Below are 21,068 nucleotides of genomic sequence, written 5' to 3' on the forward strand. Positions count from 1 at the left end.
GTGGGGGTATGGATGATCGTCTAGCCAGCTCAATAGCCCAAGGCTTAAGCCTTGGGTTCTGGGTTCTGGGTTCTGGGTCAGTTCTTTGCGAATGCTGCTTTCCCGCTATCCAGGAACGACGCAAATTTGGCCGGATCCAGGTCGTAGTTTTTAGGTGCTACGAGCAGGTTTCCTTCATGATCCACAAGGCAGTAATGCGGCTGCGCATTGTTGTTGTATTTCACGATTTGCAGGTCGGCATTCTGCGCACCGATGGTTTTCTTGGCCTTGTTATCGTATTTGGAAGTATACCACTGCGCTTCGGGAAGTTCTGTCTTGTCGTCGACGTACAAAGCAACGATTACGTAATCATCGCGAAGACGTTGTAGAACGGCGGGATCTACCCATACCCGTGCTTCCATTTCGCGGCAGTTCACGCAGCCGTGGCCGGTGAAATCGATGAACACGGGTTTGTTGACTTTTTTGGCATAGGCCAATGCTTCCTGGTAGTCGAAGAAACCTTCAAGTTCGTGAGGCAAGTGGAACAGGTCTGCGTACTTGCGGGTTTCACCAGAAATAGCTGATGGCGTTGCAGAGGCCGCACTTCTTTTATTTAAATCAAAATCCAATGTCGATTGCGGAGGCAGGTAACCGGCCAATGCTTTTAGCGGCGCCCCCCACATGCCCGGGAGCATGTACACGACGAATGTGAAAGTGATAATAGAAAGAAGCAGGCGCGGTACGCTCACTTTCTCAATGGGCGAATCATGAGGCGTGCGGATCTTGCCGAGCAGGTAGAAGCCCAGCAATGCGAAAATGACGATCCAGAATGCCAGGTAAATCTCACGATCCAGCAAATGCCAGTGGTAAACCTGATCGGCAATGCTGAAAAATTTCAATGCTAATGCCAATTCAAGAAAGCCGAGCACCACTTTCACAGTATTCAGCCAGCCGCCCGATTTGGGAAGCGACTTCAACCACTGCGGAAATAATGCGAACGAGGTAAACGGAATGGCAAATGCAGCCGAGAATGCCGCCATACCCACAATAGGCTTCACGACCTCGCCACCCGCGGAGGCCACGAGCAAGCTGCCGACAATCGGGCCGGTGCAAGAGAATGAGACGAGTACCAATGTAAATGCCATGAAGAAAACACCCGCATAGCCGCCCTGGTCGGCCTTCTGGTCCATTTTATTAACAAAACCACTCGGCAGCACGATCTCGAAAAGACCCAGAAAGGAAAGTCCGAATGTGATGAAAATCGCGAAAAAGAGCAGATTGGGCAGCCAGTGCGTGCTGAGGAAGTTGGCAAATGCCGGGCCATTCAGCCGCGAAACGACGGTACCTATTAATGTATAGATCAGAATAATTGAAATACCATATAGGAAAGCCTTGAATTTACCCTTTTCCTGGTTGGTGAAAAAGCTCACGGTCATCGGGATGATCGGGAATACACAGGGGGTAAGCAACGCGACCAGCCCGGAGAGGAATGCGGCTAATGCGAAACCCCACAATGAGCCGTCGGCTACGGGCGTTTCGGAAGCTTCGATGGTAGTTGCTGCGGTGGTTGCGCTGTTGGTGGTCGCAGGAATGTCCGATGCCGAAATGGCTACGGCTGTATCGTTGGGTGTGGCCGGGGCAGTTGGTGCGGCAACGGGTGCGGCACTCGGCTTGTCGGCCGGGGCAGTGGCACCCAGATTTGGTTGCTCGCCCGCCGAAGTCGCTGCTGCGGCAACTTTCAATCCCTTAAATTCAAAATCGTCGCCGCCGGGAATACACAGGCCGCTCACGTGGCTGCAAGTCTGGTATTCGGAAGCTCCTTTGATGACCGGGTTATCGGCCAGGATTTTTACGGTTTGTTTAAAAACACCTTTTCCTTCGAAATAGCGCACATTACCCTGCCAAACCTCTTCGAATTTCGTTTTCGGATTCTGCGGTTTCAGTTTGCCGACGACCTCGAAAGTATTGTTCTTCTCAAAGGTAAATGTGGTCAGCATCGGGCCTAGGTCCGGGTCGAAGTCGGAGGAATACATATACCAGTCCTTGTCGATGGTCGCGGTAAAAACCAGGTCAACGGTTTCTCCTTTTTTGACTTCCGGTTTGGAAAATGTATAAGTCCAATGTGCTTTCGCCTTTTGCACCTGCGCGTGTGCGAGGCCTGTTACAAAGAGACAAATGCTGAAAATGAATATAATACCGCGTTTCATGTCGATGTTTTGGGGTAATGGCTTTGCCGGTCCGCCGGGTCGCAGGTCCGCCGGGCCAGGCGATCAATCTACAATTTTGATAGAGCTTTCTTAACCAACGTAATTTGGCTAAAAAAATTCATCATTTGAAATTCCCTTTCCCCCGATTCACGTTTCTGCTACCTTTGTCGCCTCAAATTCAGAATAGTTAACAGTTATTAACATGTCCCAGCCCTTATACGTAGTCAAGATCGGCGGTAATGTGATCGATAATCCCGAAGCATCTGCCCGTTTTCTCAAAGCCTTTGCGCAGCTCGATGCACCTAAAATCCTCGTGCACGGTGGCGGAAAAGTCGCCACGCAGGTAGCCGCAAAATTGCAGATCGAAACGCAAATGGTCGACGGCCGCCGCATTACCGACCAGCCGATGCTGGATGTGGTAACGATGGTATACGGAGGACTGGTGAACAAAAACCTGGTGGCGCAATTACAGGCGGCGGGCTGCAATGCGATCGGCCTCACCGGTGCCGACGGCGGTATCATACGTTCCGTCAAGCGGCCTGTCAAAACGATCGATTACGGATTTGTGGGCGACATTGAAGCTGTAAACGGAGGACAAATCAATGCAATCCTTTCCAGCGGCCTCACACCGATCATTGCCCCATTGACTTATAGCGCCGAAGGCCTGCTCCTCAATACCAATGCCGACACGATGGCCTCCGCAACGGCCGTCGCGATGTCGGAAGTATTCGAAGTAAACCTGATATATTGTTTCGAGAAAAGAGGCGTGCTCTCCGACCCTGACGACGACGATGCGGTGATTGGCAGACTCGTTCCGGCTACTTATGAAGAGTACAAATCCACCGGCGCTATTAATAAAGGAATGATTCCCAAGCTCGACAATGCGTTCGCAGCCTTGCATTCGGGTGTAAAGCAGGTGACGATTTGCCACGCGGATGAGCTCGCGAATGCGGTTTCTGGTGGTGCCGGGACTGCGATTGTACTTGCTTAACGCTGTAAGATTAGGAATTCAATTCCTGAATTTCTAGGTTAACAGTGATGTGTCCGGTGAGCACATGTAATTTTATTGTCTAATTATTAAATTTTCTTAAAATTTAATTTAAAGTTATTAAATTGCATGAGTTAAACCCACTCATTACCATGCTGTTTCGAAAAGGCCTAGTTCTGGTTTTTTTGCTGTTGTGTCGTTGGTGTGCAGGCCAGGCTCCCGAGTTTTATAAGGATGTACAACCGATTATCCATACCAATTGCGTTCCGTGCCATCGTGCGGGCGAGGCAGCTCCGTTCCAACTGGTGACGTTCGAGGATGTTGCCAAACGCTCCAAATTCATCAAACAGGTCGTCAGTTCCAGGTATATGCCGCCCTGGAAGGCCGATAACCATTATAATTCCTTCGCAAACGACCGCTCGCTGAGCGAAAAAGAGATCAAAACGATTGTCGGATGGATAGACGGCGGCACGCCCAAAGGGAAGGCCAACGTCAAGGCCGAACAGGATTTGCAGGCCCGTCTCGACGCCGGCACATCTTATAAACGCAAGCCCGACCTCAAACTGAGCATGAAAGAGGCGTTTACGCTGAAAGGCGACACCAAGGAGCGCTTCGTCATGTTCAAGATACCATTTGAGATGGCGCAGGAGGCCAATGTAGAGGCCATCGAGTTTACTTCCAACAACAAGAAGCTTATCCACCACGCCAATTTTGCGATCCATCCTGTGCCCGACGCGTCGGTAGACCTGCATAACACTGTGGATTTCGTGGACCTGAGCGGGCCGGAGGGGGACAAGTATTATGAATGGGTCAAGTATAAAAAAGAAATGACCTATTACGGCGGCTGGATCCCGGGAACGACGGTAGAGGCTTACCCGGAAGATATGGGTTGGATAATGCCCAAACGGGGCGTGGTGTTGCTGACGGTGCATTTCGGCCCCAGCTCGGTAGATGCGCAAAGCATCGACGGATTGAATATTTTCTTCAAAAAAACGCCTATCAAACGCAAGGTAAAGGTGATAAGCCTCGGCTCGGGAGGTATCGGTGAAAAGGAGATTTCGCCACCGCTGATGATCTTTGCCAACGAGGTGAGCAGTTTCAAACTGCGCATCGCAAACAACCAGCCCGATATTTCACTCCTGTACGCATGGCCGCACATGCATTACCTCGGCAAGGAGTTCAAGGCTTATGCGACGATGGCCTCGGGCGATACGGTCGGTCTCGTGCACGTGCCTGCGTGGGATTTCCGCTGGCAGGAGATTTATAAATACAAAAAACCCGTAGTACTGCCGAAAGGTGCGGTGGTGACCGTGGAAGCGACTTACGATAATACGGCAAGTAACCCAGCGAACCCCCATAACCCCCCACAACTGGTCATGTCGACGGGCAATATGCGGAGCGATCAGGAGATGATGACGCTCATCCTGATGTATGTCGACAGGCAGCCTGGCGACGAGAATCTTGTTTTCAAATGGAATTGATTCTTATTGGTTCATAAACGGAATTGCATGGGTAAACTCTATTATCTGTTGTTTTTGCTGCCATTTGCTGTTTTCTCCCAGCCTGTTTTCAAGAAATTACCCCCGAAAGAAACCGGAGTGAATTTCACAAACCGGATCGAAGAGAACGATTCGCTGCACATTTTCCGGTATGAATATCTCTACAACGGAAACGGGATCGGTGTGGGCGATTTCAATGGCGACGGCAAGCCCGATCTCTTCATCTCCGGAAATACGGTTCCTAATAAGCTGTTTCTCAATCGTTCGCAGGAAGCGGGCATCGCATTCGATGATGTGACCCGGAAAGCGAAGCTCGAAGGCAATGGCAAATGGGCGACGGGCGTAAGCGTGGCCGATGTAAACGGCGATGGCTTGCCCGATATCTACGTTTGTCATTCGGGGCCTTACCGGAAATTGTCCGACAAGAACAATGAGCTGTTTATCAATCAGGGCGTGAAAGGCGGCGTGCCGGTTTTCAAGGAAGTAGCCGTGGAAGCAGGTTTGAATGCGATCGGGTCGCAATCGACCCAGGCAGCTTTTTTTGACTATGACAAGGACGGAGACCTGGATATGTTCCTGCTGAACCACTCCAACCACACGGTCAATCCGTTTCTGAACACGAGGGAAATGCGGGCCACGCCGAACCCCTATTTCGGTAACCGGCTGTTCGAGAACGTAGGCGGGAAGGGCAAACTGAAATTCCAGGATGTTACGCAGAAAGCGGGCATTATCAACAATGCATTGAACTTCGGACTGAGCGTGGTCGTGGCGGATATGAACCAGGACGGCTGGCCGGACCTTTACACGACGAGCGACTATACCGAGGTGGATTGTTATTATGTCAACAACCGGAACGGCACATTCACCGAGTCGTTGCGTAAGTCGTTTACCCACGTTTCCAGGTTCTCGATGGGCGCCGATGTGGCCGATTTCAACAACGACGGCCTGCCCGACGTGCTGACGCTCGATATGCTGCCAGAGGACAACCACCGCCAGAAGTTGCTCAAAGGCGCTGATATGTACGATCAATACCATCTGTTGCTCGACAGCGGGTATTACCACCAGAATATGCGCAATATGCTGCACCTGAACCGCGGGATCGACCAGGCGGGCAATCTGCGTTTCAGCGAAATAGGCCAACTGGCGGGCGTTAGCAACACCGATTGGAGCTGGGCGGGTTTAATGGCCGACCTCGACAATGACGGCTGGAAGGATTTGCTCATTACAAACGGCTACCTGCGGGATTTTACCAATATGGATTTCCTGAAATACACCGTGGCCGACGAGCAGATGAAAGAGGCCGCGAAGGGAAACCTGAATTTCAAAACCTACGATCTGGTGCAGAAAATGCCTTCCAACAAGCTGAGGAACTATTTGTTCAGGAACACTGGTGTGCCGGGAAGCGTTGGTTTCGAGGATGTTTCGAAGAAATGGGGGATGAATGAGCTGGCGGTGTCGAATGCGGCTGCCTACGCCGATTTTGACGGTGACGGCGACCTGGATATGGTCATTTCACATATCAACGACCCGGTTTCGATTTATCAGAATCAAACCAATAAAAAAGGCCTAACACTACGCTTGATGGGCACGAATGCCAATTCGCAGGCGTTCGGTGCGAAAGTGCGCGTGTATGCGGGAGGGGTTATGCAATATGCAGAGCTTTACCCCGTGCGGGGTTACCAGTCGACTGTCACTACCGACCTGCATTTCGGGTTGGGTAATGCCGGGAAAGCCGATTCGGTGACGATCGGGTGGCCTTCGGGTAAAACCAGTTTTCTGACCAATCAGGCAGCCGGGCTGGTGGTAATGAAGGAAGCCGAAGGTGTTGATCCAAAGCCAAATGCGCCAGTGGTTGCCCCCTGGTTTCACCAGGTGACCGCACAGGCCGCCGGGATCGATTTTGTGCATAAGGAAAATGATTTTGTGGATTTCAAAGTGGAGGTTCTGCTTCCTTATCAGCTTTCGCGGCTGGGGCCTGCGCTGGCGAAAGCCGATGTGAACGGCGACGGCCTCGACGACGTGTTCCTGGGCGGCGCGTCGCACCAGTTTGGCGTGCTTTATATTCAAAAGCAAGACGGTACTTTCGAAGGCGCTGCCGCCCAGCCCTGGCGTCAGAATGTGGTTTGCGAGGAAGTGAATGCGTTGTTCTTCGATGCCGATCGCGATGGCGACCTGGATTTGTACGTTGTGAGCGGAGGGAATGAGTTCGACGAGAATGCCCCCGAGTACCGCGATCACCTGTACCTGAATGATGGAAAAGGTGTTTTTCGCGAAGAAGTACTGGCGCTGCCGTCCATGCGCAATCCCAAGCAGTGCATTACCGCGGCCGATGTGGATGGCGACGGCGACCTGGACCTTTTCGTAGGAGGCCGCGCGGTTCCCGGTTCGTTTCCGATGCCCGCGAGAAGTTATTTATTAAGGAATGATAGTCAGGGTGCCAGCGTAAAATTCACGGACATTACGGCTGCCGTGCCTGCTTTGCTGAACCCGGGGATGGTTACCGCCGCAGTTTTTACCGATTTAAATTCTGATAAAAAGCCCGATTTGATGCTCGCAGGTGACTGGATGCCCGTCATGGCTTTTAAGAATACAGGTATCACATTTGAAAACCAGTCGGTTGAAGCATTGAAAGATTCCGACGGAATGTGGGCCGCTATGGAAGCCACCGACCTCGACGGGGACGGCGACCTTGATTTCGTACTCGGTAATGCAGGTTTAAACAATCAATATAAATCAACGCCCGACCGCCCGGTGACGATCTATTACGACGATTTCGACAAAAACGGTGTGATCGACCCCATTTGTACCTATTATATCGGTGAGAAAAGTTACCCGATGTTCTCCCGCGACGAAATGCTCGACCAGATGACGGCCCTTAAAAGGAAATACACCAACTATGCCGGCTACGCCGATGCGAGGTTGGAAGATATTTTTGGCAAAGATGCCGTAGAGAAGAGTAAGAAAGTGTATTGCAGAGAGCTACGCAGCATTGTGCTGGAAAACCTGGGAAGTTTTGGATTCAAAAGGCATGCGCTTCCCGAAGCGGCACAGTTCTCCCGGACGAGCAGCATTATCGCACAGGATTTGACTGGTGATGGTAAAACCGATCTCGTACTTGCGGGCAATTTTTCGCCTTATCGCGTGCAGCTCGGGCCTTGCGACGCTTCGGTAGGGACGGTGTTGAAACAGGTGGTGCCTTTCCGATTCGAGGCACTTTCGCCCGCGGAAACCGGCCTATGGGCAGGCGGCGATGTGCGTGGTGGGGTTTTGTTAAATAAAAAGCGTATATTGTTTACCGTTAATGACGATCAGCCCGTCTTGTTGGAATGGAAAAAGTGATCCGGAATAGGGCCCTCAGATGTTTCGTGTATGCATTATGCATGCTCGCGGGAACAACGCATGCACAGCCGCGTACGGCGTTGCTGCACCGCGCGGAGCACAACCTTACGCGGGTAATTGTGCACGATATATTTTCGCCGCCGGTGGCGAGCCGCATTTATTTGTATGCCAATGCGGCCGCTTATGAAACACTGGTACTTGGCAACGAAGGCTATAAAAGCCTTTACGGGCAAGCTAATGGGTTTCCCAGGATAGAAGCGCCCCGTGAAAAAGATTTGCGTGCGTCGGGTGATATCAATTATAAACTGGCGGCTTTGTATGCGTTTTTCAGGACCGGCGGGCAGCTGGTCTTTTCCGAGCCCATGCTCAAAGACAGCGCGGAAAGTATTCTTGCAAGCTGTGGGGAGCACGACGAAGCCGTTTACCAAAATTCGCTGCGCCTGGGAGAAATGGTGAGCGACAGCATTCTCGCATGGGCGGCGCGCGACAATTATGCCGCCACCAGAAAAAAACGTCGTTATACATATAGTAAGGAAAAAGGGAAATGGATGCCGACACCTCCCGGCTATATCGATGCCGTGGAACCTTATTGGAGCCAGATCCGCCCCGTTTCGCTCGATTCGGCGGCGCAATTTAAGCCCATTCCGCCACCTGCGTTCAGCACCGAGCCTGGCAGTGTCTTTATGAAGGAAGTGAAAGAAGTTTATGACAGGACCCGTAGCCTTGGTAAGGAAGAAATCCTGATCGCGAGTTTTTGGGACTGTAATCCTTTTTATCTCAACACACAGGGGCACCTGAACTTCGCGACGAAAAAACTCTCGCCAGGAGGCCACTGGATTTCAATCGCCGGACAGACAATGGAAAGCGCCGGAAAAAACTGGATCGAATCGTCGGCGGTGTACCTGCTCACTTCCATTGCTTTGTTCGATGGTTTCATCAGTTGCTGGGACGAAAAGTACCGTAGCCAGTTTATCAGGCCCGAAACGGTGATCAATGCACACATGGACGAAAAGTGGCGACCACTGCTCCAGACACCGCCATTTCCGGAATATACCAGCGGCCACAGCGTCATATCAGCCGCCGCGGCAGAGGTGCTGGAAGCCAGGCTAGGGGCAAATTTTGCATTCGACGACCACACTGAAACACCGTACGGCTTGCCCGTAAGGCATTTCGCTTCGTTTGCGGCGGCGGCGGAAGAGGCGGGGATCAGTCGGCTCTACGGGGGGATTCATTATCGCGCGGCCATTGTGAACGGACAAAAGCAGGGCAGGGGTATCGGGTTACAGGTAATTCAGAAAATACGGCTAAAAGAAACTATTGGCAAATAGTCTATTACAATTGTATGTTAATTATTAATTTTTTTTAATAAATGTTATATTTTTATTAACAAAAATATTTATTTTTGACATTACAATGCTTGATGTGCGAATGGGAAACCGGCGTCAGCTGGTGCCGGTCTTCGGATCAGAGTAATGTAGTCAGTTAACTTAAACCACCTAAAAATTCAATTTACCAAATTTACCATGAGACAAAAGTGTACTACTTTAACACGTCTGGTAACATTGCTCCTCCTCCTCACTGGAAGTACATGGAGTATGGCCCAAGACAGAAAGACCGTCAGCGGGACGGTGGTCGACAAGGATCAGAATCCTTTGCCCGGCGTTTCCTACCTTATTAAAGGAGGCAGCGCAGGCGGCGCGACAGATGTTAACGGAAAGTTTAGCATTGCTGTGCCTTCCAGTTCGGCGGTGCTTGTATTTTCATCAATTGGATTTGTAACTAAAGAGGTGCCGGTAGGCAACGCCACCCAATTGACCGTCAACCTTGACGAAGACAACAAAACGCTTAATGAAGTAGTCATCACGGGTTTTGGTATGGCTAAGGATGCAAGAAGATTGTCGTATTCGGCTCAGACAGTCGAAGGGACTTCACTATCCCGCACCAACAACGCTAACCTTGTCAATGCTTTGCAGGGTAAGGTTGCCGGTGTGATGATCAACCAGGGAGCGAGCGGGCCGATGTCGTCTTCAAGAATCCGTATTCGTGGAAATGCCTCTTTAAGTCCGAACACACAGCCATTATTTGTAATTGATGGTGTTTTGATCCGTCCGGGAACTACCGGGGCAGATTCATGGGGTGGTCAGCAGGATTTTGGTAACATTATGAAGAACATCAACCCTGACAACATCGAATCGATGAGTGTTCTGAAAGGCTCAGCCGCCAGTTCACTTTATGGTTCAGAAGCGTTGAATGGTGTTGTACTTATTCAAACCAAAAAGGGAAGAGAAACAAAAGGACTTGGTGTTACATACAACCATTCATCCTCATTTGAAAAGGCCTATAAAATCATTGACCTGCAAAATCAGTTTGGAGCAGGGTTGGATCCAACTTTTTCAAAAGGAGCGGATGGGGTTGATCAGGTGGATGCCAATAACTGGTTCTATTCTTACGGGCCGGAGTTCAAGGGACAGCAAGTTAAGGACATCGACGGGAGAATGGTTGAATGGAAAGCGAACGACCCGATCAAATTCTTTAATACCGGTAAGTATATCAACCATAACGTCGCTGTTGACGGAGGTAATGACAGGGGTAGTTTCCGGGTATCTTATTCCAATCTGTTCAACAGTTCGGTAATGCCGTCCGGTACAGAAATGAAAAGAAACAACTTCAACGTAAGGGCTACGCAGAAGATCGGTAAAATCTTTAATCTGGATGTGTCGGCGGATTATACCAGCAATAATCTTTTGAACCCGACTAACCAGGGAAGCAGCTATAACCCTATTTTCAAGTTTGTATATTATCGCCCACGGAACCTGGATATAGACTATTGGATGCATAACTATACCGATCTGACTGTGGGTGGACGCAGGAGAGGGGCGAACGACCCTTACAGCGTTACAGATTTCATGTGGGAAATTAACGAGCGCAAAAGAACACGGAATGAAAAGATATTCCGTGGAAATATAGATCTGACAGCCCAGATCACGCCTTGGCTGACCGGCTTGCTCAGAAGCAACTTGCAGAATGAGATTTATACAGGGGAATACAAAAAACGTGGAGATGGCGCTCGTTTCTCCGGCAACGATGAGTATAGCACCTATGCCACCAACAATAACCAGTATCGTGTGCAAGGTTTGCTTTCTGCTGCTAAGACTTTCGGAGAAGATTTTGAAGTGAATTTTAGCGTTGGGGGTGAGACTAACAAAATCAACGGAGGAAGAGAATTTAAGAATGGTACCGCCGGCGGCTTGAGAATTCCGGAAGTATATTCACTTTCCAATTCTATTAATGTGGCTACTGCAAGTGCCGCGCTTGTACCTTCCAAGAGAACGGATGCTGTGTATGCTTATGGTGATGTGACTTACAAGGGTATGCTGACTCTTAATGCAAGCTATCGTCGCGACTGGACTTCTACGTTAACTTATAAAAACGGAACCGGCGACTGGTCGTACGATTATCCTTCTGTGGGACTTTCCTGGATTGCTACCGAATCGCTGAAAGGTGTTCCATCCTGGTTGACTTTTGGTAAGCTTCGCGCCAGCTTCGGATATACAGGTGGTGATACTGATGCTTGGAGCACAAACCGCACGGGTATTTACAACCCAGGCGATAATTACACGCTTCCAGACGGTACTCCGCTTGCTTCTTATGGTTTCAGAGACAGGACTTTGCCTAATGCAAACCTTAAAAACCGTTTGGCGCGTGAGCTCGAACTTGGTACGGATATTCGTTTCTTCAACAACCGTTTAGGAATCGATTTTACATTCTACAATAAAATCACGACCAACGAGATCCTTACTGTTGGCGTTCCTCAGGAATCAGGATTAACGGGCCGTATCATTAATGCCGGTAAAATCAGAAACCGCGGTATTGAAATTTTATTGACCGCCACTCCGGTAAAAACTGAGAAATTCAGCTGGAATACATCTTTCAACTTCTCTCGCAACAGGAACAAAATACTTGAACTGGTGCCAGGTGTAGATAGCTATGAATTGAGCTTGGCATTCGGTAATGACGTAAGGTCTATTGCACGGGTAGGAGGAGATTACGGAACGATTACATCAGCGTATGCATATGCGCTGTACCAGGCGAAAGATGCCAGCGGAAACAATATTGCCAGCCCATCCAATGGACAAAAGGTAATTGGTGCTTCCAGCAACGCTACCGACGGCTATCCTACCTACCTGAGAAGCGGGTCGTACGGACAAGGATCGAGGGACCTGGGTACAATGCTTGAGAAGTTCCTTCTAAGCAATGTGAACAACCTGCAATACGGCAATTTCAACCTGACTCTTCAGGTCGATGCTAAAATTGGCGGACTCATGGCTTCTGGTACGCACCAGTATGGTTCTTCCAACGGAAGTTTGAAAAACAGCTTGCCAGGAAGAAATGCTGCATTGGGCGGTGTGACCTTTACGGATGCATCGGGTAAAACACGCGATGACGGTATTATTCCGGAGGGTGTTTTGGCTGACGGTTATAAAGTGAGCGTTGACGGCAAGGAACTTGACCTGGGAGGCATGCCTTACGCAGAAGCTGTTTCAAAAGGCTACTTAAAACCGATCCCTGCATATGCATATTATGAGAACCTGACGCAGTGGGGTTCAGGTATCCGGGAATATTCGGTATTTGAAAACTCCTGGGTGTCGCTTCGCGAAATTTCTGTTGGATACACCGTTCCTACGAGTCTGATCAACAAATTTAAAATTCAGTCTCTGAGAGTAGGATTGACCGGCCGTAACCTCGCTTACCTCTATATGACTGCTAAGGATGGCGTTAACCCAGAGGGATTAAAGAGCAATAATGCAGGTGAATTTGCTGAATATGGTGGTGCGCCTTTCACCAGAAACCTTGGTTTTTCTGTAAATGTCGGCTTTTGATATACAGGATTTGTCGAAAAAAATAGAACGAAATAACAATGAAAATAAATAATAAAATTCTTTGTACGACTTTACTGCTGTTAGTAGGAGTAATGTCGTCTTGCGACAAGCAGGACTTTGTTGATACGAACATCGATCCGGACGCGCTATCCTCGATTCCACCGGAGAATCAGTTTGCGAACGCCTCAAGGGCTATTCAGGGACAAGATTTCGAGGCATTTTACGATTTCTATACCCGGATAATGCCATGGATGCAGTATGCAACAGATGTGCGGGGCAACCAGGGAGCATTTACAACCAACGTTTCTAACTTCTCAAATCGCTACGGCGCATTGTACAGCGCGGGCACACAGCTTACCGACGTTGAAAAGCTGGTTGAGAAAATGGCTGAGTCGGAGCAACCCAGGTTTGTTCATATGATACGCATAGCTCGTATCCTGAAAGCTTACTATGCTTTTTATGTATCCGACATTTATGGCAGTATCCCATATAGCGAGGCATTCCAGGCTCGTTATGGCGGAACATTAAAACCTGCCTACGATACACAGCAAGCATTATTTGCTAAGCTTGACGAGGAACTCAAAGAAGCGGTGTCCGTATTGAAGCAAACTCCTGGTGCTCCTCAAATTGCGCTTGGGAATTACGATTCGTATTACAACGGTGCTGCCTTGAAATGGGTTAAGGCTGGTAACGCACTTCGACTGAAAATTGCGCTGAGGCAAATAAAAAGCGACCAGGCAAAGGCAACAGCTGTGATTAACGAGATATTGGCAATGCCCGCAGCTGATTTGATGAGCGCGAACGAAGATGGCTGGGTGTATACGGCAAGTAAATCATTCACCGAAGGCGGAAACTGGAACCCTACCAGCTTAAGGGCTACCAAACCGATGGTGGATTTTATGTGGGAGAACAAGGATCCTCGTTTGGATGCATTTGTGGCACCTAATACTTATACCCAGGCTAATATCAACCTGCTCATTGCGGATAAACAATTACCTGCTGGAACTACTGAGCCTGCACGTAGATATTTGGGTAGCTACACCAGCCCGGATCAGGCGACGAGCCCTGCCATCAGAGCCAGATATTACACTACGCGTACCGTAAAGTCGGGAGAGAACTCCATCGTTGTGGATACATTGAGCTATCTGCAGCCAAGATTGTTCCGCCCTGCGGAAGCGGACGCCAATGGTAAGGCAGGTACAGGACTGGTTTATATTCCGGTATTGACCTATTCGGACTATTGCTTTATGCGTGCCGAAGTAGCTGCCCGTGGAATTGGAGCGGGAGCCAAGGATTGGTATGAAAAAGGGGTAGTAAGCTCCATTCAATGGTATGATATGATTGGTACAAAATCTCAACTTACCAATTATACCGCAGTTACCCAGGCTGAAATAGATGCATATTTGCTCAGACCGGCGGTTGCATTTGATGCTGCCAAAGCGTTGGATCAGATTGCTTCACAGGCTTACCTGCATTTCTTGAAGCAACCTTCTGAGGGATGGGCTTTGTGGAAACGTACAGGATATCCGAATGCGACAAGCGCTGTTGCGTTACCAGTTTTAACGAACAATAACGCCGTGCTGACCATTCCTCGTCGGGCACCTCTTTCTCTGCTTAACGAGAATGATCAAAATTACGCCAATCAAAAAGCGGCATATGACGGCATGGCGGCTATTCCGGGCTTCGGAAAGGACCCTCAGGATGCTACCGGTCGCGTATGGTGGGATAAGCAATAATTTTAATATAGATTTAGTTAAAGAACACAAAAGGCAGGCCGATTGGCCTGCCTTTTTGTTTGTGGTCATTTCATTGAAACGCTGCTCCCTTACTGATTAATCACACATCCAATCGCATCAGTACGGCTTAGAAGTACCATTTCCCCATTCAATACCGCTTCAATGGCATTCCTTAAATACAGCTCGGTGGCCTTCGCCCTGTTTTTACCCAAGGCATAATACCAATTGTCGATCGCACCGCGGTAGAGGATTTCCCCGTTTGCATTGACGAGCACAGCTTCGGGCATCACGGTCGCCTGGTAGCGCTTCACCTTTTGCAGCCCGGCGTCCTGGTAGCCGGGCATGGCTGCCTGATATTTACTTAAAAAGCGTTTGATATCCTCCCTTTTAACGGTCGGCACAGGGAATACGGCCTCGAATGCGACTCCTTTTTTGGAATAATCCGAATGAATACTCTTGATCTCGCGCATGTACGCGTTCGAGACGGGGCATTCGGGGTCGAGGAAGAAAATGACTTTGAGATTACCCGGTCCGTCGAGGCTGGGACGGTTCGCGCTGGTGGCGGCTAACAGGCCGAATCCAATGCAGCCTAACATCCAGATAATGGCGGACCGGGTTTTCATGGTATTCATTTTAAAAGTGCTTCAAAAGCGGCGGCTATCTTATCGTAGCCAAAAGCGGCAATTTCCTGCTCCATTCTCGCGCGAATCGCGTCGGTCTGCAAGTTACCGATACTTCCCTCATGGCTGTGTTTCAACGCTCGCGGCGCAACATAAGTGCCGTCGCCGATTTCGGTCCCTACTTGCTTGTAGGCATCGCGGAAAGGAACACCGGCGATCACGAGCTCGTTCACGCGCTCCACGCTGAAGAGCAAGTCGTATTTCGGATCGTCGAGCAGGTTTTGTTTTACTTTCACATGTTCGAGCATGAATGCGGCGATGTCGAGGCAGTCGAGGATTTCGTCGAATGCCGGCATCAGGATTTCTTTCAGCAGCTGCATATCGCGGTGGTAGCCCGACGGCAGGTTGCTCAATACCATCGTTACTTCCATCGGTAGTGCCTTCATGCGGTTGGTTTTAGCGCGCAGGAGCTCGGCCACGTCCGGGTTCTTTTTGTGCGGCATAATGCTGCTGCCGGTCGTGAGGTCGTCGGGCAACACGATGAAGCCGAAGTTCTGGCTGTTGTAAAGGCAAACGTCCATCGCCAGCCTGGAAACGGTCGCTGCGAGTGAGGAAATAGCAGTCAATGCGGCCTGTTCCGTGCGCCCACGGCTCATTTGCGCATACACGACGTTATGATGCATTCCTTCAAAACCAAGCAATTCGGTGGTAAGCTGGCGGTTCAACGGGAACGAAGAGCCGTAGCCTGCGCCGGAGCCCAGCGGATTGCGGTTTGCGAGGCGGTAGGCTGCATTGAGTTGGATAATATCATCGATCAGGCCTTCGGCATAGGCACCAAACCACAGACCGAATGACGACGGCATGGCGATTTGCAAATGTGTGTAGCCGGGGAGCAGGTCATTTTTGTGCTCCTCCGATTTGCGCGTCAGCACGTCGAAAAGCTTTTCGGTAGCCTGTACCACCTCGAAAAGCCGTGCACGGGTGTATAACTTCATATCCACCAACACCTGGTCGTTGCGCGAGCGACCTGAATGGATCTTTTTGCCGGTATCGCCAAGCTTGCGGGTAAGTAACAACTCTACCTGCGAATGCACATCCTCGATGCCTTCCTCGATCACGAATTCACCTTTTTCGATTTGCTGGTGAATGGCTTTCAGCTCGGTTTTCAATGCGGCGAGGTCGTCGGATGTGAGCAAGCCGATGGTTTCGAGCATGGTGGCGTGGGCGATGTTGCCCAGCACGTCGAATTCGGCCAGATGCAGATCCATCTCGCGGTCGCGCCCTACCGTGAAGCGTTCTATTTTTTCAGAAGTGACAGTATTTTCCTTTTGCCAGAGTTTCAAGATGCAGGATTATAAAAATTGTTGAATGAAACATTACTGCAAATTTAACACCATTAGCTCATTCTTACCCTTTTTCCGTCGACTGAAGTCGACGGCCAGGGGGATTTTTTGTTGAGGATGTTTTGAAGTGTGTTACCAAATAGATGGTTTAGCGTATCAATGAGACCACCGGTGGTTTATTGTTGGATGCGTTTAAATCTTCTAGGCTATGAGTTGGACTCGTGTTTGGATCCATGTTGTCTTTTCTACGAAATATCGGATGCCTGTGCTGCGGGACGAGATTCGGATGAAAGTGTTTATGCATATTAAAGAATATGCGATGTCGAAGGGAATCGAGCTGGATGTTGTGAATGGGTATCTTGATCATGCCCATTGCCTCATATGCCTTGCCCGCGGGCAGACACTCGCGGATGTAATGAAGATCATCAAAGGAGAATCAGCGCACTGGATCAATAAGAATAGGCTGACAAGAACAAAGTTTGTCTGGCAGGACGACTACTGGGCTGTAAGTGTCAGCGAGCGGCATGTGCCTTTTGTGAGACGCTATATCCTGAAGCAGGAAGAGCACCACAAAGGAAAAACCTTTGAAACAGAGATAAATAGATTCATGCAAAAATATGGCTGGACAAATTCAAACAAGAACTAAGCCATTTTATCTCTCTATTCAATTGACTAAAGTCAACTGCAAAGGATGGCTGGAGGTCAATCATCTTGCCGTCGACTTAAGTCGACGGATCAAAAGAGAAAGAAAATTATTTGTTGATTAAAATCAATCATTCAATCATTCTTTTCACAGCCACAAACCGCTTGCTGTAATAGGCTGCGTTCAGCAGGTCGTAACGGATGCCGCCTTTCCAGGCAGAATGAATGAATTTTACATAGCCGGGGGCGACTTCGGTAATGATCCCCACATGTCCGATGCGCTTGCTTTTGGTGCTGTTGCCTTTGAAGAAAATAAGATCGCCGGGCTTGGCATCGTCTAGTTCTACGGCTTCACCGTGCTCCGCCTGAGCGGCGCTTGAATGCGGAAGTGTGATGTTCCATTGGTTGAAACAATACCTGACAAATCCGGAGCAGTCGAAACCTCTTTTGGAGGAACCGCCCGAACGGTAGGGGATATGTAAATGCCTGGTGGCAAACGATACCAGCGACTCAATGGGGTTCAGGGTGTCGGCGGCGGCCCGCGACTTTGGAGCCTGTGCTAAAGAACGGTTTTCAAGCGAGCTGGCGGCAAATAACAGGGCTAGTGCAACTACTGAACGAATCAAAAAATGCATGAAATCAAAAGTGGGTTCAGGGCTTTAAAAGCTCAATATTAACCACTACTTTCATTAAAGTAAAGGTTTGAGCCCCCTTTTTGCCTACTTTTGTGGCGGAATCAGGATAGCTTACTAATCAATACGTTCAGATGAAAACTACCGACCGTTATCTCCAGCGCGGTGTATCGGCTTCAAAGGAAGATGTGCATAAGGCCATCGAAAAGATCGACAAGGGGCTTTTTCCAAAGGCTTTTTGCAAAATAGTACCGGATACGCTCGCGGACGACCCGGACTACTGCACGATCATGCATGCCGATGGGGCCGGTACCAAAACTTCCCTGGCGTATTTGTATTGGAAAGAAACCGGCGACATTTCCGTTTGGAAGGGCATCGCACAGGACGCGATCGTGATGAATACCGACGATCTGCTATGCGTGGGCGCGACCGGCCCGATGCTCTATTCATCGACCATCGACCGCAATAAAAACCGCATTCCGGGTGAAGTGATCGCGGAGGTGATCAACGGTGCGGAGGATGTGCTGGAGATGCTTCGGAGCTACGGCGTTGAGATTTACAGTACGGGCGGCGAAACAGCGGATGTGGGCGACCTGGTGCGCACCGTGACCGTCAATAGCACGGTAATTGCCCGCATGAAACGCTCGGAAGTGGTGGACAATGCCAATATCCAGGCTGGTGACGTAATCGTGGGGCTCGCTTCCTACGGCCAGGCGACTTACGAAAGCGAATACAACGGCGGCATGGGCAGCAACGGCCTCACCTCCGCAAGACATGATATTCTGGGTAAATACCTATCAAAATACAGCGAGAGCTTCGATCCCGAGGTGAGCGAAGATCTTATTTACAGCGGCAGCAAAAAACTAACCGACGAAGTAGAAGGTGCTCCTTTGAATGTGGGTAAACTAATCCTCTCGCCTACACGTACATACGCACCCGTAGCCAAGGCGCTACTCGACGAAATGCGGACGCAGATCCATGGCATGGTACATTGCAGTGGCGGGGCCCAGACAAAAATTCTACATTTTGTTGATAACCTTCACATTATCAAAGACAACCTGCTACCGGTACCACCGTTGTTCAGGCTCATTCAGGAAGAAAGCGGCACAAGCTGGCAGGAGATGTACAAGGTGTTCAATATGGGGCACAGGCTGGAAATTTACCTGCCGGAAGCCTATGCGGCACGGGTGATCGAAATTTCGGAATCATTCGGCATCGCAGCACAGGTGATCGGCCGGGTGGAAGCGTCTGATGAGAAAAAATTGACAATCAGCAGCGAATACGGTACATTCTACTATTGACCGGTCTTTGACCGTTACAAAATATTGGGCCTCCGGGAGTTATGCTTCCGGAGGCTTTTTGTTTGCGGATATTTTCCAGGCTTGATGCGGGCATGGGAATTGTAGTATGATTTCGTAATAAATGGTAGAAGTAGTGTTATCTATTAACCCTGTTAAATATGAAACATATCAACCACTATAAACTGCTGCGGGGGCATATCCTGGTATTTTGCTTCGCTCTTACCACCCTGCAAGTTTGTGCGCAAGTTCCCGATGTGAGCATCAACCCAACAGCCGTTATCAGCGGGCTGACCTCCGCCATGCAGCTTGTCCATGCAGGCGACAATTCTAACCGGATTTTTATTGCGGAACGCGCCGGTATTATCACGATGTATAACCCCGGTGCGATGACAACCCCGATTCAATACCTCAATATGAATAGCGGCGGGACGATCGTTTCGCAGGCGGGAGAGGGCGGTTTGCTGAGTATCGCTTTCCATCCCAACTTTTCCACCAATGGATTTCTTTATACCTATTACACCGACACCGCCGGCGACCTGGTGGTAGCCCGGTACACATCTGCAAACCCATCCGGAAACGTCGTGCTGGCCAACACGCGGTTCGAAATCCTGAAAATCCCACACCCGGTTAATACCAACCACAATGGAGGGGAGATGCATTTTGGTTATGAAGACGGCTATTTATACCTCTCCACCGGCGACGGTGGCGCTGGCTACGATCCTAACCAAAACGGCCAGAGTACCAGTAGCCTGCTGGGCAAAATATTGCGGTTGGACGTCAATACGCCCCCAGGCTCAGGTATTCCCTATATCATACCGCCTAGCAACCCGTTCGGGAACGAGATTTTCATCCGGGGGCTGAGAAATCCGTTCCGATGGAGTTTTGACCGCCAGAATTACGGCTTGTGGATCGGCGATGTGGGGCAGGATACCTGGGAGGAGGTCAATCACACGACGGCCGGGAATGCATCGGGTACCAATTTCGGATGGCGGTGCTTCGAGGGCAATGGCTACACGCCGGGTATTGCCATAAACGAATGTCCGGATTCAGCCAGCTTTACCAAACCTGTTTACACGTATAGAACGCGCACCGCGAGGGGTTCTTCCGTGATCGGTGGTGTGGTGTACCGCGGAAACAACTGGCCGGTGATGCGAGGCTATTACATCGGGATGGATTATAGTTCGGGCGATATTCACAAAATTAATTCGGATGGCTCTTCACAACAATATCAACCTTCCACAACCATCGGTGTAAGAGACATTGGGGAAGACGAGTCGGGAGAAATCTTCGCGGTTACAGCTACCGCCGTATACCGCATTGAGGCGGAGGACCCGTTGCCGGTGACGCTGGTTGATTTTTCAGGAGCACCCAGTGCCGAAGGAGTGAAGTTGATATGGCAGACTTCTATGGAGAAGGATTTTAAATCGTTCGATATTCAGTACAGCTCCGATGCGCGCAACTTTGAAAGCATTGGCTCGGTAGAAGGCGCGAATGCGCAGGCCGGAAACCGGTATTCATTTACACACACCACATTGGAAAACGGCAATCTTTACTATCGCTTGAAAATGACGGATACCGACGAAAGTTTCAGGTACTCGGGAATGATCACGGTCAACCGCGGCGGGGAGACTCAGAGCGAACTTTTTGTGCGGCCCTCGCTGATCAGCAACAATGAATTAAGCTTGCTTGTAGAAGAGCCTTTTCAAACCGTCGAAGTGGTGAGTGCGGGCGGACAAGTGGTATTGATGGAAAAGATCGGGGGCAGAAGCGGGCCGGTGAATATCCCGCTCGGAAATACGGCCTCGGGCATTTACGTCGTCCGCATGGCCGGGCACGACAGAGTGATCCAGCAAAAGGTTTTGGTATTGAGGTAGTGGCTGAGGCTGTCCAAACCTGAACGGA

Annotated in this window: 13 protein-coding genes; 9 read left to right on the forward strand and 4 right to left on the reverse strand. The window is 49.9% G+C overall.

Annotated features, from left to right (window positions below):
- Window positions 1–77: 77 nt before the first annotated feature.
- Window positions 78–2,186 (reverse strand): protein-disulfide reductase DsbD family protein, encoded by a 2,109-nt coding sequence (locus ACTJJJ_RS10835; RefSeq protein ID WP_440701781.1) that lies wholly within the window; start codon window positions 2,184–2,186, stop codon window positions 78–80.
- Between the two features lie 202 nt (window positions 2,187–2,388).
- Here ACTJJJ_RS10835 and argB point away from each other — a divergent pair, with 202 nt between their 5' ends.
- The 6 genes from argB (at window position 2,389) to ACTJJJ_RS10865 (ending at window position 14,628) form a co-directional block, all read left to right on the forward strand.
- A complete protein-coding gene (gene argB / locus ACTJJJ_RS10840) occupies window positions 2,389–3,177 on the forward strand; it encodes an acetylglutamate kinase (protein ID WP_440701782.1) in 789 nt (262 codons plus the stop codon).
- A 149-nt stretch (window positions 3,178–3,326) separates the two neighbouring features.
- Window positions 3,327–4,655: a cytochrome c gene (locus tag ACTJJJ_RS10845; protein WP_440701783.1), complete on the forward strand. Its 1,329-nt coding sequence runs from the start codon at window positions 3,327–3,329 to the stop codon at window positions 4,653–4,655.
- 27 nt (window positions 4,656–4,682) lie between these two features.
- Window positions 4,683–8,012, forward strand: a complete 3,330-nt coding sequence (locus ACTJJJ_RS10850) for a VCBS repeat-containing protein (RefSeq protein WP_440701784.1) — start codon at window positions 4,683–4,685, stop codon at window positions 8,010–8,012.
- Complete coding sequence (locus ACTJJJ_RS10855) at window positions 8,000–9,340, forward strand: vanadium-dependent haloperoxidase (protein WP_440701785.1); 1,341 nt, start codon at window positions 8,000–8,002, stop codon at window positions 9,338–9,340. The genes ACTJJJ_RS10850 and ACTJJJ_RS10855 overlap by 13 nt, the downstream gene beginning before the upstream one ends.
- A 195-nt stretch (window positions 9,341–9,535) precedes the next feature.
- On the forward strand, window positions 9,536–12,892 hold the full coding sequence (locus tag ACTJJJ_RS10860; RefSeq protein ID WP_229223339.1) for a SusC/RagA family TonB-linked outer membrane protein: 3,357 nt from the start codon (window positions 9,536–9,538) through the stop codon (window positions 12,890–12,892).
- Between the two features lie 38 nt (window positions 12,893–12,930).
- Window positions 12,931–14,628: a SusD/RagB family nutrient-binding outer membrane lipoprotein gene (locus ACTJJJ_RS10865; protein WP_426292632.1), complete on the forward strand. Its 1,698-nt coding sequence runs from the start codon at window positions 12,931–12,933 to the stop codon at window positions 14,626–14,628.
- 89 nt (window positions 14,629–14,717) lie between these two features.
- On the opposite strand, the gene ACTJJJ_RS10870 is transcribed toward ACTJJJ_RS10865, so the two are convergent.
- Window positions 14,718–15,251 (reverse strand): hypothetical protein, encoded by a 534-nt coding sequence (locus tag ACTJJJ_RS10870; RefSeq protein WP_440701786.1) that lies wholly within the window; start codon window positions 15,249–15,251, stop codon window positions 14,718–14,720.
- Between the two features lie 5 nt (window positions 15,252–15,256).
- Complete coding sequence (argH, locus tag ACTJJJ_RS10875) at window positions 15,257–16,591, reverse strand: argininosuccinate lyase (RefSeq protein WP_426292634.1); 1,335 nt, start codon at window positions 16,589–16,591, stop codon at window positions 15,257–15,259.
- A gap of 208 nt (window positions 16,592–16,799) precedes the next feature.
- Between argH and tnpA the strand changes: the two genes are divergently transcribed.
- On the forward strand, window positions 16,800–17,237 hold the full coding sequence (gene tnpA, locus ACTJJJ_RS10880; RefSeq protein ID WP_188938887.1) for an IS200/IS605 family transposase: 438 nt from the start codon (window positions 16,800–16,802) through the stop codon (window positions 17,235–17,237).
- A 127-nt stretch (window positions 17,238–17,364) separates the two neighbouring features.
- Here the strand turns inward: tnpA and ACTJJJ_RS10885 are convergent, their stop codons facing one another.
- Entirely contained in the window at window positions 17,365–17,868 is a 504-nt protein-coding gene (locus tag ACTJJJ_RS10885; protein WP_440701787.1) for a C40 family peptidase, read from the reverse strand.
- 131 nt (window positions 17,869–17,999) lie between these two features.
- Here ACTJJJ_RS10885 and ACTJJJ_RS10890 point away from each other — a divergent pair, with 131 nt between their 5' ends.
- Both ACTJJJ_RS10890 and ACTJJJ_RS10895 read left to right on the forward strand, forming a co-directional pair.
- Complete coding sequence (locus ACTJJJ_RS10890; RefSeq protein ID WP_440701788.1) at window positions 18,000–19,166, forward strand: AIR synthase related protein; 1,167 nt, start codon at window positions 18,000–18,002, stop codon at window positions 19,164–19,166.
- Window positions 19,167–19,324: 158 nt separating this feature from the next.
- A complete protein-coding gene (locus ACTJJJ_RS10895; RefSeq protein WP_440701789.1) occupies window positions 19,325–21,040 on the forward strand; it encodes a PQQ-dependent sugar dehydrogenase in 1,716 nt (571 codons plus the stop codon).
- Window positions 21,041–21,068 lie beyond the last annotated feature (28 nt).

The organism is Dyadobacter sp. 22481 (genome assembly GCF_052044875.1).
Lineage (GTDB): Bacteria > Bacteroidota > Bacteroidia > Cytophagales > Spirosomataceae > Dyadobacter > Dyadobacter endophyticus.

What these genes read in the sequence shown, in the direction of transcription:
- ACTJJJ_RS10835 (WP_440701781.1), bottom strand. Translation starts at nt 2,186, where the DNA reads ATGAAACGCGGTATTATATTCATTTTCAGCATTTGTCTCTTTGTAACA.
- ACTJJJ_RS10895 (WP_440701789.1), top strand. Translation starts at nt 19,325, where the DNA reads ATGAAACATATCAACCACTATAAACTGCTGCGGGGGCATATCCTGGTA.
- argB (WP_440701782.1), top strand. Translation starts at nt 2,389, where the DNA reads ATGTCCCAGCCCTTATACGTAGTCAAGATCGGCGGTAATGTGATCGAT.
- ACTJJJ_RS10845 (WP_440701783.1), top strand. Translation starts at nt 3,327, where the DNA reads ATGCTGTTTCGAAAAGGCCTAGTTCTGGTTTTTTTGCTGTTGTGTCGT.
- tnpA (WP_188938887.1), top strand. Translation starts at nt 16,800, where the DNA reads ATGAGTTGGACTCGTGTTTGGATCCATGTTGTCTTTTCTACGAAATAT.
- ACTJJJ_RS10855 (WP_440701785.1), top strand. Translation starts at nt 8,000, where the DNA reads ATGGAAAAAGTGATCCGGAATAGGGCCCTCAGATGTTTCGTGTATGCA.
- ACTJJJ_RS10860 (WP_229223339.1), top strand. Translation starts at nt 9,536, where the DNA reads ATGAGACAAAAGTGTACTACTTTAACACGTCTGGTAACATTGCTCCTC.
- ACTJJJ_RS10870 (WP_440701786.1), bottom strand. Translation starts at nt 15,251, where the DNA reads ATGAAAACCCGGTCCGCCATTATCTGGATGTTAGGCTGCATTGGATTC.
- ACTJJJ_RS10850 (WP_440701784.1), top strand. Translation starts at nt 4,683, where the DNA reads ATGGGTAAACTCTATTATCTGTTGTTTTTGCTGCCATTTGCTGTTTTC.
- ACTJJJ_RS10865 (WP_426292632.1), top strand. Translation starts at nt 12,931, where the DNA reads ATGAAAATAAATAATAAAATTCTTTGTACGACTTTACTGCTGTTAGTA.
- ACTJJJ_RS10890 (WP_440701788.1), top strand. Translation starts at nt 18,000, where the DNA reads ATGAAAACTACCGACCGTTATCTCCAGCGCGGTGTATCGGCTTCAAAG.
- ACTJJJ_RS10885 (WP_440701787.1), bottom strand. Translation starts at nt 17,868, where the DNA reads ATGCATTTTTTGATTCGTTCAGTAGTTGCACTAGCCCTGTTATTTGCC.